The following is a 12,625-nucleotide window of genomic DNA, read 5'->3' on the forward strand; positions in this document are numbered from 1 at the left end:
ATATCTTTTCCTGGCTAAAGAAGCCAGAAAAAGGATGCCGCTTCCATCTGGGCTAGGGCTTTAAGGTTTTAAGAAAATTTTTTTTTTATTTTTTTCTCAACCAGCCTAATATTCTATCATTTTCGATTTTAAAATTTCCTTCTTGATTATGTAGGGCAAAAATTTCTCTCGAATTGCTAAACGGTCCTGGATTCTGCTGAATGATTTCGACTTCATTTTCAGAAACTTTAGAAATTATGGCCACATGACCAAACCTGTTTAACAGCGAACTAGAAAAAATAACCAAATCTCCTGTTTCTGGTTTTGACGTACTTGGATTTGTATATTGAATTAAATTTCGATTGCCGTTTAAGTTGCCGTCTTTAATTTTAGAATCAAAAAAATCTTTTGCGTGACCGTAAGCATCTGGCATTTTATGATTATAATGCTCATAATAATACCTTTTTACAAACTCAACGCATTGGTATTTGAGTCCTAAATTATAATTGTCTTCGGTAACGTTTCTTCCCTCAATATTATCAACACCGCCATTATAATAAACTTTTACACCATTTAAACTGTCAAGTGCCTGCCCTATTTTGTAATCATTATTGAGATTAACTTTTTTAATAATTGTCATTCCTGCATAAACTAAAGCTAAAATCGTAATTATTAAAATTGTAATCTTTTTAATTTTCATAGAGTCTCATTTTCAAAAATCATTTTCGTTTAACGAATAAACGATTAAACTGTTAAACAAAAATTATTGATTATAACCGAATCGTTTCAACATATTAGCATTGCTTCTCCAGTTTTTATTTACTTTTACAACCAATTCAATATGTATTTGTTTTCCGAAGAATTTTTCTAAATCGACACGAGCATCGGTTCCTACTTTTTTCAAAGCAGCACCTTTATGACCAATGATAATTCCTTTTTGTGTTTCGCGCTCTACCATAATAATCGAACGGATTCTAATAATTTTTTCGTCTTCAAAAAACTCTTCCGTTACAATTTCAACCGCATACGGAATCTCTTTGCTGTAATTCAATAAGATTTTTTCACGAATGGTTTCGTTTACAAAGAAACGCTCTGGTTTGTCTGTTAATTGATCTTTAGGATAATATGCTGGAGATTCTGGAAGTAATTCGATAATTCTTCCGAAAACTTCTGGAACGTTGAAGTTCTGCAAAGCCGAGATCGGGAAAATCTCTGCATTTGGTACTTTTTCTTTCCAGAAAGCGATTTGTTCTTCTAATTGTTCTTGGTTCGAATTGTCAATTTTATTCAATAATAATAAAACCGGAATTTTAGCGTAAATAATTTTATTAAAGAAAGCTTCGTCTTTTAAGTCTTGCTCGCCTATTTCGACCATGTAAATTAAAATGTCAGCATCTTCAAAAGCCGATTTTACGAAGTTCATCATCGATTCCTGCATTTCGTACGCCGGTTTTATGATTCCGGGAGTATCAGACAAAACCAATTGAAAGTCTTCTCCGTTTACGATTCCTAAAATTCTATGACGTGTAGTTTGTGCTTTTGATGTAATGATCGATAATCGTTCTCCAACGAAAGCGTTCATCAATGTTGATTTTCCAACATTTGGATTTCCGATAATATTTACGAAACCTGCTTTATGTGACATTTTAAATATAATTTATTCTGCAAAGGTAGTCATATCAAGTTAATACAGAAAATAAAACATTTTTTAATATTTTCGTTGGAATTCTCAAAAATCGCCGTATCTTTGCACCCGAAACATCGCGGGATAGAGCAGTAGGCAGCTCGTCGGGCTCATAACCCGAAGGTCACAGGTTCGAGTCCTGTTCCCGCTACTAACGAAACACCACTTTAAACAAAGTGGTGTTTTTTTTTGCAGAATAGTTACTGGGATCATATCCGCCACCGCGGACACAGGTTCGAGTACTGTTCCCGCTACTAAGACGAAGAGCTTCAGAGAAATCTGAAGCTTTTTATTTTTGTTTACTATGCAGTGAGTTACGAGCGAGACGCTCTCGCCAGCGGAGGGACAATCTTTGTTCGTGAAATTTAATTTATAATTTTTCTAATAATTTTTTCTTATGTTCAGCAAATTCTTCTTCTGAAAGTATTCCATTATCCTTTAATTTAGCTAATTTTTCAATTTGATCTAAAATTGATGGATCTGAGTTATTTTGCATAACTACTGTTTGCTCCTTCGGTTGAGAAACGTAGTTTCTAACAAATTCCGCAAATTGCCTAGCCGATGTTTTTTCAACGTTATCTATTATTGCTACGTTTCCAGAGGTATGGATTTTTACTTTTGCTAATAATAGACCTGTTTCATATTGAATTGAACTTATCTTGTCTAGAGGAAAATCTTCCACTTTTAAACCATAAACTAAACCTTTATCGATAAAAACCAGACGTCTAGTCGTTGAAACAAGAATCCCATGTCCATTATTGTATGTTCCTTGAATTATATTGGTAATTTTTTCTTCATCAGCAAGAATTTGAGGTAATTCATTAATCTCCTTTCTTCCTAAAAACAAAGATGAATTTCTTAAATTTAGATTATTTAATTCAGCTTTAATTTGATCAAATCTTGAATTTTTGGAAACATTTTCATCAGCTTTAACTTGTAATATTTCTTTAACTTGCTGTAAAGTAAAATTCTTTAATTTGAACGCAATACTTGGATTTGCATTGTTTATTTTTTTATAGCATCCTGTGCAAACAATTCCGCCGTCATTAAGTTTTCCAGCGCCGAATGTGGGTGTATTTATAAATTTTAATACTGTTGAACACATAACACAATTACTCATAATATTTCGTTTAAATTTTTAATCTTTATAATTTCTAAACAAATATCATTAGTTATTAATTACAATAATTACGGAAAACCATAATCAAACAATAAGACTCACGTTACAAGTTGTAACTAGAGAATGCTAGTTACTAAATTTCCGCTTTTTTATTTGTAAGCTTTATCTCTATTAAATTTTCAACGCAACCTTTTAGATAATTGACCATCTGTCTATTATAACCATAAAACAGCCAAAAAATGAAAAAGAACATTTTACTTTTGTTATGCATCGGAATTTTATTCTCTTGTAGCAATGAAGAAGAGAAATTATCAGAATCTACAGTAATAGGAACTTGGAAATTAATTGAAGTAAATGCTGACCCAGGAGACGGAAGCGGTACTTTTAGAGCAATAGAAAGCAATAAAACAATCGAATTTAAAAGAAATGGAATCATAACAACCAATAGTTCATTGTGTGATCCCTATTCTGAAGAAATTAAAAGTTCTGGAAGTTATAGCTTGGCAAATAATTCTATAACTACCAATTGCCAGAACCCAAACATAGCAACGATCTCGTTTGAACTTAAAGACGAATATCTGATTTTAAATTTCATTTCTAATGAAGGATATTCTCAAAAATTTAAACGAGTTAACTAAATTTTTAAATACAAGAACTTCCCAACTCAATTGGAAAACAAAAAAGCTTCAGACTACCTGAAGCTTTTTTCGTTTTTTAATTATTCTAAAGTTTAGAAAACCCCAAAACCGCACAATTATGTGACAGTAATGAGGCCCGCTAAAAACTATATGCTAGCCGATTCAAATTGTTTTAAGTCTCTGGTATTTTTCTGTACGGCAAGCGCAGAAAATAAGCCTAATACAAATGACATTCCGAAGAATCCCTTTTCGCTGAGCAGTAATTCGGCATTCCAAAGACCGATTATTAATAATACTATCGAAGCAATCGTACTAAACCAGCTTATACTATAATACAAATCGGTTACGGGTATTCCTTCTAGTCTGTCACGCACACTTTTTTGGACTGAAATTACTGAGAAAAGACCAAAGAGAAGAATGGTAAAATAATATCCTTTTTCGTTGTAAGCCATGTCTGAATTATAAAGTCCGATACAATACGAGGCCATTCCTATAAGTAAAGTCATCCATGAGGCACCCACAAAAGCGACACTCGGCTTTAAAGGGTATTCATTGTTAAATCTTGCATTTTTTAATTCTGAATTGTTGTTTGATTCATTTGATTTTAGCGGTTCCATAATTTTATGTTTTATAATTATGAAGCAAATGTCTGAAGGAAATAGAAGTTCTGAAAATCAATTTATTTAAAAAACTGATGATATAAAAATTCATTTTGTTATTTTTATCTTCATAAAAATACACTTATGAATGCACTGCAAGAAATAGCCAATATGATGAATGAAACCGAAAAAAAGGCATTCATACATTATCTATCAAAAAAAAATAAGCGTAAAGACACACGAAACGTAGAATTATTTTATTTTTTAGAAACTGACGATATAAAATTTAAAAATAAATTTTCGAAAGATAAAAAAAGCATCGATGCGTATCATGCGCTTAGAAAAAGACTTTACGATAACATGATCGATTTTATGGCTAATCGAAGTTTCGAAAATGATACTTCGCAAGAAAATGCAGTGCTTCGTCTTGTTGTAGTAAGTCGATTATTTTTTGAGCATAAACTCATAAAAACAGCTTTTAAATGCTTAGCAAAAGCGGAGGAAATCGCATTGAGCATCGAACATTTTAGTCTTCTTAATGAAATCTATCAGACTCAAATACAATTTGCACATTTTAATCTATCAGAACCAATTGAAAAAATAATACAGAAATATAAAGCAAACAAAAAACAGCTCGAATATGAAGAACAGCTTAATTTGGGTTATGCGGTTTTACGCCGTGAACTTGCTGCTATTTATCATGAAGGCCGAATAGTAGATTTTCAGGCCGTTATAAAAAATACTATTGAAACACATGGAATATCGCTAAAACAAGGATTAACTTTTAAATCGCTGTATCAGATACTATTTATTGCCAACGAATATGCTTCGATAAACAATAATTTCTCTCTCATACAGTCTTTTGTCATTAAAAGTTATCGCTTTATAAGTAAAAAAACCGAACTGAGAGACCGACATTTATACTATCACATATACATATTGTATTTTATCGCTAACTTCTATTTTCGAAACGGCCAGTTTACAGAATCCTTGAATTATCTAGACTTGATGTTTACGGAACTGCAGAAACAATCTGGAAAATATTATCAGCGTTTTTGTCTTAGATATTTTTTATTATTGGCTTTCAATCAAAACTATCTTGGCAATTCTCAAAAAGCTATTGAAATTGCCGAAAAAGCGCTTTCTTCAAACAAAAAAGCAGATCCTAATGACGTTAATGACATTCGCCTCATGCTTATTGTTTTTTATGTCCAGCAAAATGCCGGAAGTAAGGCTGCTAAAGAAATGGCAAAATTAAACCATACTGACAGCTGGTACGAAAAGAAAATGGGAATGGATTGGACAATAAAAAAGTGTCTAGTAGAACTGCTCCTTCATGTACAGCAAGAAAACACAGAACTGGCTTTATCGCGAATAAAAAGCTTTAAAAGACGTTATAAAAAATATCTTTTAACAGTAAATGAAGAACGCGTCATTCACTATCTTTTGTTTGTAGAACAATATGTAATGAAGCCCGAAATTATTCGAACTCCAAAATTTCAAAAAGCAATAGAAGATTTTATAATCTCAGCTCAAAACGGGCCTAAAGATATTTTAATTATGAGTTTCTTATCGTGGCTGGTTGCAAAAGTGAGATTAAAAACGACTTATGAAAACACTTTGGATCTTCTAAAAACATATTTTTTAAAGGAACATTCTTAGTACTATTTTATAAAAACTATAGAGAAATCTGAAGTTTTTTATTTTATTATAAAAAGAATATTACAGACCATTTGAATATTTATTAATACAGAAAAAGCTTATTTACAAAAACTGTTTTGAATTTAGAAATTAAATAGTAAATTAGCTACATATCATCCTCGCCTTTAAATATTTGCATATTTATTTCTTAATAAAAAACCAAAATACAATATTGTTAAAATTGAATGCTAATAGATGAACAAAATAGTACCCGTTTAATTACATTTATTGATACCGAAATTGAACCATCTCGAGGTAAAATTCTTGATTTAGGTGCAATTAAGGGAGACGGCAATGTATTTCATCAAACATCTATAGATCATTTCACACAGTTTTTGCGAGGAAGCGAATATATTTGCGGGCACAATATTTTAAATCACGATATAAAATACATCGGAAAATCGGTTCATGAAGCTGGCATTAATTCTTTCAATATAATTGATACTTTATATCTGTCGGCATTATTATTTCCAACTATGCCTTATCATTCATTAGTGAAAGATGATAAGCTTCAGACAGAAGACAGAAATAATCCTCTAAATGATTCTATAAAAGCACGAGATTTATTTAATAGTGAAGTTGCCCAATTTTGGCAAACAGATGAAACGCTAAAAAAAGTTTTTTACAGCCTTTTATATCGTACAAAAGAGTTTGGCGCGTTTTTTAGGTTTGTCAACCACAGTCACATAAGCTCTAATGCAGAAAGCCTTATTCGATCAAAATTCCGCGACGAAATATGCGAACATTCAGATTTAAATAAAATAATAGCTGAACATCCTATTGAATTGGCGTATTGCCTTTCCTTGATTAATTCGTTTATAGTTTATAAAAAAGTGCACTCTATTACACCTCCGTGGGTGCTTAAAAACTATCCTGAGGTAGAACGAATAATGTTTTTATTACGAAGCAAACCCTGCTTAACAGGTTGCAATTACTGTAACGACGCTTTAGATATATTTAAAGGATTAAGTAAATTTTTTGGTTTTAGTTCGTACCGAAACTATGGTGGCGAACCACTTCAGGAAAAAGCCGTTAAGGCAGCAGTTAACAATAAATCGGTTCTAGCCGTTTTTCCAACTGGCGGCGGAAAATCAATTACCTTTCAGGTTCCTGCACTTATGAGTGCCGAAAACTCTAAAGCGCTAACCATTGTAATTTCTCCACTCCAGTCGTTAATGAAAGATCAAGTTGACAACCTTGAAAAAAATGGAATAACCGAAGCTGTTACTATTAACGGATTATTAGACCCCATAGAAAGAGCCAAATCTATAGAAAGGATTGAAAACGGATCTGCTTCTATTTTATATATTTCGCCAGAATCATTGCGCTCAAAAACTATCGAAAAACTAATTTTAGGTAGAAAAGTGGCTCGTTTCGTAATCGATGAAGCCCACTGTTTTTCATCATGGGGGCAAGATTTCAGAGTCGACTATCTTTACATTGGTGATTTTATAAAATTAATTCAAAAAAAGAAAAATCTTGAAGACGGCATACCCGTATCCTGTTTTACTGCAACAGCTAAACAGAAGGTAATTGAAGATATCCAAGATTATTTTAGCGAAAAATTATCGCTGAATCTTGAAGTATTCACTTCAAAAGCATCGAGAACAAATCTTCAATATAAGGTTTTTGAAAAGCAAAATGAAGACGAGAAATATTTGACTGTTAGAGATTTGCTTGAGGAGAAAAAATGCCCCACAATTATCTATGTATCCAGAACACTGAGAGCTTATAAACTTGCCGAACAGCTAGTAAAAGATGGTTTTAATGCGAAACCATATCATGGCAAAATGGATAAAAAGGAGAAAACCGAAAATCAGAATGCGTTTTTAAATGGAGAAACGAAAATTATGGTGGCCACTTCTGCATTTGGTATGGGAGTAGATAAAAAAGACGTGGGTTTAGTTATTCATTATGAAATTTCAGATTCACTTGAAAACTATGTTCAGGAAGCAGGGCGCGCAGGGAGAGACGAAAATATTTCGGCCGATTGTTTTGTTTTATTTAATGAAGAAGACCTCAGCAAGCATTTTATTCTGCTAAACCAAACCAAACTTTCAATAAAAGAAATTCAACAAATTTGGAAAGCAATAAAAGATATTACACGATTTCGCTCTAAAGTATCTAATTCTGCCTTAGAAATTGCCCGTAAAGCAGGCTGGGACGATAGTGTTGCAGAAATAGAAACGCGAGTCATTACTGCAATAGCTGCCTTAGAAGACGCAGGATATCTTAAACGCGGACAAAATATGCCAAGGGTCTTTGCCAGTAGCATTTTATCTGAAAATGCTCAGAAAGCTATTGAAAAAATAAACGCCTCGAAAAAATTTGAAGAAAAGCAAAAAGAACAGGGGGTTCGTATTATTAAAAAACTGTTTTCTAGCAAAAGCAGAAAGGAGAATAATAATGAAACCGCAGAATCAAGGGTAGATTATATTAGTGATCATCTGGGAATTGTAAGAGAAGAAGTCATTAATATAATCAACCTGTTGCGTGAAGAAAATATTCTAGCCGATGCAAGAGACTTGACTGCCTTTATAAAAAAAGCAGAACATAAAAACCGTTCTATTGCCATCCTAGAAACATATTCTAAAATTGAAAACTTTTTATTACCGCTTTTCACGGAAGATGAGTGTGTTTTTAATTTGAAAGAATTGAACGAAGGAGCTGAAAAATATGGCTGTGAAAATGTAAACACTAATAAAATAAAAACGTTAATTAACTTTTGGTCAATTAAAAACTGGATTAAAAGGAAAAATTTAGACCATACTAAAAACCATATTGCTGTACTCTGTCTTCAAAACAAGGAACAATTAAAAGATAAACTTGAAAAACGCCATGAACTTGCCACTTTTATTATTACTTTTTTCTATGATAATAAAATGAGCAATATCGCAAATAATCAGGAAGATAAAGAAGAGATTCTCGTGGAATTTTCGGTTCACGAATTAAAATCAGCTTATGATAACAGCAACAATCTTTTTAAAAAAGAAATTAGTATTTATGATGTTGAAGATACCCTATTTTACCTTTCCCGAATTGAAGCCATAAAAATAGAAGGCGGTTTTCTTGTAGTCTACAATGGATTGACTATTGAGCGTACTGAACAAAACAATAAAAAACAATATACTAAAGACGACTATCAAAAACTCAATCAGTTTTACGAAAGTAAAGTGCAACAAATTCATATTGTGGGCGAATATGCGCAAAGAATGATCGACGATTACAAAAATGCGCTTCAGTTTGTAGAAGATTATTTCCAACTGAATTATAGTTCGTTTTTAAACAAGTATTTTAAAGGCAGCAGGCAAAATGAGATAAAGCGAAATATTACACCAGCAAAATTCAGACAGCTATTTGGAGAATTATCTCCTACTCAATTGAAGATTATTAATGATAATGAAACAAGACATATAGTTGTAGCTGCCGGCCCTGGAAGTGGAAAAACAAAAGTGCTAGTTCATAAATTGGCTTCTCTCTTATTAATGGAAGATGTTAAACATGAACAGTTGCTCATGTTGACTTTTTCTCGGGCTGCAGCTACCGAATTTAAAAAACGCTTGTTAAAGCTAATTGGCAACGCAGCAAACTTCATCGAGATCAAAACTTTTCATTCTTATTGTTTTGATCTTTTGGGTAAAGTGGGCACTTTAGAAAAATCGACCGCCATTTTAAACACTACAGTTGAAAGAATTAAAAATGGTGATGTTGAGGCTAATAAAATCACTAAAACGGTATTGGTAATTGACGAAGCTCAGGACATGAATGCAGATGAATTCGCGCTCATAAACGCATTAATGGAACAGAATGATGAAATGAGAGTTATTGCTGTTGGAGATGATGACCAAAATATTTATGAGTTTAGAGGAGCTAGTTCTAAATATCTTGAAAAGTTTATTTATGACAACAATGCCATGAAACATGAATTGGTTGAAAATTACCGTAGCAAACGTAATTTAGTCGAATTCTCAAATCAATATGTCAGACAAATTAAACATCGTCTAAAAGAAACACCAATCATAGCAAATCAAATCGATAATGGAAAAATTAAAATTATCAGGTATCGAAGAGGCAATCTAATTACACCACTTGTAACTGATATAGCTACAACAGATCTTTCGGGAACTGCATGCGTACTTACCAAAACAAACGATGAAGCGATAAAGATTACGGGACTGCTTTTAAAGAATGGCATTCAGGCTAAACTAATACAATCTAATGACGGTTTTAATTTATACAATCTTATTGAGATTAGATTTTTCTTGAATAAAATAGATTCAGGACCAGATATTTATACCATTAGTGATGATATTTGGGATAATGCCAAAGTAGAGCTAAAAAACACTTTCAGTAAGAGCAATAAACTAGATGTTTGTCTGAACCTTATCAAAGATTTTGAAACCACTAATCCTTATAAGAAGTATAAATCTGATTTAGAAGTTTTAATTAGCGAATCTAAATTAGAGGATTTTTACAATCAAAATGGCGAAACCATTTTTGTATCAACCATTCATAAAGCAAAAGGAAAAGAATTTGATAATGTATTTCTCCTGCTTGAAAATTTCAATCAAGATACCGATGAAGCTAAACGGCAATTATATGTTGCAATGACGCGAACAAAGCGTAATTTAAATATTCATCTCAATGCAGATTATCTTAATCTTTTGAATGCCGAAAATTTGGAACGAATACACGATAATGAAATATACACTGCACCTGATAAAATTGCTGTTCATACGACTTTAAAAGATATCTGGCTAGACTATTTTATTGACAGGCAGAGTTTAGTTTCTCAACTAATGTGTGGTGATAAACTACATATTAACGGAAACGAATGTTTAAATTCAAACGGGCAGTCTGTATTGAAATTCTCAAAGCAATTTATTTCGAAAATTGAAGAAATGAAATCAAAACATTATGAACTAAAAAGTGCCAATGTAAATTTTATATTGTATTGGTTCAAGGAAGAAACGTCACAAGAAATTAAAATAATTTTACCAGAGCTATATTTTGAAATTATCCAAAATCATTAGCTAGCCAATACTACAAGATAAATCTTCAATTTCCGACCATAATTTTCAATATTATGCATATTCCGTCCTCTTTTTCTTGATTAAAATAATATTTTCTTAATCAGGTGCTTTCTATTTAGCAGATGTTTTTTGTAAATTTGCAGCTTTAAAAATTAGTAGTTTATATTTTACGCCATCTCGCCACTGGTAAGCGTATTCTCAAATTAAACCAACTAACAACTGTTGTACATTTTCAATTATTATAACCGCAAATCAATACAATGCAAAACAAACACAACCCCAAAATCTTATTTTTTACCCTTCTAACTTTATTTTTTTCCTTTAATTTATTCTCTCAGAAAAGTGTCTATGCCGGAATCGAAATTGGACGTAGAGCTATAAAAGTTTCTGTTATTGATGTAAGCAATATTAGAAAAGCCGATTATAAAATCCTTTCCTTTTGGACAGAGCGAATTCCGTTTGCCGATCATATTACTGCAAATGGAGAACTTACTCAGGAAGACATTACTAAAACTACCGTTACCGTTACAAACCAATTACAAAAAATTAAAGCCGAAAACAAAATTCTTGAAGAAAACATTTTTGTTGTGGCCGCTCCTGTTTTTGCTTCTGCACGTAACGTAGATGTTTTAAAGAAAAAAATTGCTCTTTTAACTGGGAAAGAACTAGAAATATTAGATGTTAACGAAGAAGCAAAAACGCTTGTTAAAGGCGCTATTCCTCCAGTTGATTTTGCTAATGCTTTCCTTCTTGATATTGGTGCACAAACGACAAAAGGAGGTTATATCGACGAACTTAAAGACGGTAAATTAGAGTTTATTCCTTTAGAACTTAGTTTCGGAACCATGACGCTTACTGATGCTGTAGAAAAAACAGTGGTAAACAAAAGCCAGGTAAACGATATGTCTACTTATCAAGAAAAATCTTTTGATTATAATGTAATTCTGCGTAAAAAAACCAAAGAGTTATTTGATGCCAATCCTCCTTTAGCAAAAAAGGATAAATTGTATTTATCTGGTGGTGCTGTTTGGGCGTTTTCTACTCTTTTCTTTGACGAAAATGTTAACAAAGATCATTATGTTGCTTTAACTCTTCAGGATGTTATTGATTATGATGCTATTCTTAAAAACAACTTCGGTAAGTTTACCAACCTTGCAAAAACAGACAAAGAAGCGGCTAGGGTTTTAGGCACTTACGACCAAAAATACCTGATTTCGGCAAATAACATTCTTGTAACTTGCTTGGAAAGTATTCCAGATTTAGCAACAAAGAAAGTTTACTTTGTAAAAGAAGGACAGGTAATCTGGTTAATCTCTTTTATTGCTGACCGTTCAAAAAAGATTAATACTAATTTCTAAGTATTTTCTTTTTCTAAAATAATAAAGCTTCAGAGAAATCTGGAGCTTTTGTTTTTTAAACCAAATTAATCTGTTAAAAAAGATTTGTCTTTCAAAACAATATCGTAATATTGCAATATTATAAAACAAAAAAAATGGGAGCAACAAAGACAGAACATTTTACCGATGCACAAAATCAGATAGCTATTATCGCTAAAGCCTTAGGACATCCTGCAAGAATTGCTATTATCGAATATTTATTAAAAGTTAATGAGTGTATTTGCGGAGATATTGTGAACGAACTGCCTCTTGCCCAACCTACCATTTCTCAGCATTTAAAAGAGCTGAAAAATGCTGGAATTATTAAAGGAAGCATTTCTGGAAATACTATTTGCTATTGCATTGATGAAAAAACAATTGATATTTTAAACTCCTATTTCTTAAAAATCACTCAAACCTTATCAAAATCAAAATGTTGCTAAAACATTTTTTTTACAAGGTCTATCGTAATATTGCATTTAACCAATAAATAAA

9 protein-coding genes and 1 tRNA gene are annotated in these 12,625 nt (G+C 32.0%); 6 read left to right on the forward strand and 4 right to left on the reverse strand.

The features are described from left to right. Positions 1-85 precede the first annotated feature (85 nt). Both EG814_RS13990 and era read right to left on the reverse strand, forming a co-directional pair. Positions 86-679, reverse strand: a complete 594-nt coding sequence (locus EG814_RS13990; protein ID WP_125722522.1) for a CHAP domain-containing protein — start codon at positions 677-679, stop codon at positions 86-88. A 63-nt stretch (positions 680-742) separates the two neighbouring features. After that, a complete protein-coding gene (gene era, locus EG814_RS13995; RefSeq protein ID WP_125722523.1) occupies positions 743-1,624 on the reverse strand; it encodes a GTPase Era in 882 nt (293 codons plus the stop codon). A 117-nt stretch (positions 1,625-1,741) separates the two neighbouring features. Here era and EG814_RS14000 point away from each other — a divergent pair. Beyond that, positions 1,742-1,814 (forward strand) — tRNA-Met (locus EG814_RS14000). Between the two features lie 219 nt (positions 1,815-2,033). Here the strand turns inward: EG814_RS14000 and EG814_RS14005 are convergent. After that, positions 2,034-2,783, reverse strand: coding sequence for a PH domain-containing protein (locus EG814_RS14005; RefSeq protein ID WP_125722567.1), 750 nt, complete (start codon positions 2,781-2,783; stop codon positions 2,034-2,036). Between the two features lie 239 nt (positions 2,784-3,022). Between EG814_RS14005 and EG814_RS14010 the strand changes: the two genes are divergently transcribed. Further along, positions 3,023-3,421, forward strand: coding sequence for a lipocalin family protein (locus EG814_RS14010; protein WP_125722524.1), 399 nt, complete (start codon positions 3,023-3,025; stop codon positions 3,419-3,421). Between the two features lie 146 nt (positions 3,422-3,567). On the opposite strand, the gene yiaA is transcribed toward EG814_RS14010, so the two are convergent. Beyond that, positions 3,568-4,038, reverse strand: coding sequence for an inner membrane protein YiaA (gene yiaA, locus EG814_RS14015; RefSeq protein ID WP_125722525.1), 471 nt, complete (start codon positions 4,036-4,038; stop codon positions 3,568-3,570). 126 nt (positions 4,039-4,164) lie between these two features. Here yiaA and EG814_RS14020 point away from each other — a divergent pair, with 126 nt between their 5' ends. From EG814_RS14020 to EG814_RS14035, 4 genes are all read left to right on the forward strand, one after another. Next, positions 4,165-5,682 carry a hypothetical protein gene (locus EG814_RS14020; protein WP_125722526.1) on the forward strand — a complete coding sequence of 506 codons (1,518 nt, stop codon included), beginning with the start codon at positions 4,165-4,167 and terminating at the stop codon, positions 5,680-5,682. Between the two features lie 224 nt (positions 5,683-5,906). Further along, complete coding sequence (locus EG814_RS14025) at positions 5,907-10,754, forward strand: RecQ family ATP-dependent DNA helicase (RefSeq protein WP_125722527.1); 4,848 nt, start codon at positions 5,907-5,909, stop codon at positions 10,752-10,754. Between the two features lie 260 nt (positions 10,755-11,014). Then, complete coding sequence (locus tag EG814_RS14030; protein WP_125722528.1) at positions 11,015-12,112, forward strand: exopolyphosphatase; 1,098 nt, start codon at positions 11,015-11,017, stop codon at positions 12,110-12,112. Between the two features lie 134 nt (positions 12,113-12,246). Then, positions 12,247-12,573 (forward strand): ArsR/SmtB family transcription factor, encoded by a 327-nt coding sequence (locus EG814_RS14035; RefSeq protein WP_125722529.1) that lies wholly within the window; start codon positions 12,247-12,249, stop codon positions 12,571-12,573. Positions 12,574-12,625: the final 52 nt, after the last annotated feature.

This window comes from Flavobacterium ustbae, from assembly GCF_003946915.1.
In the GTDB taxonomy this organism is placed as follows: Bacteria; Bacteroidota; Bacteroidia; order Flavobacteriales; family Flavobacteriaceae; genus Flavobacterium; species Flavobacterium ustbae.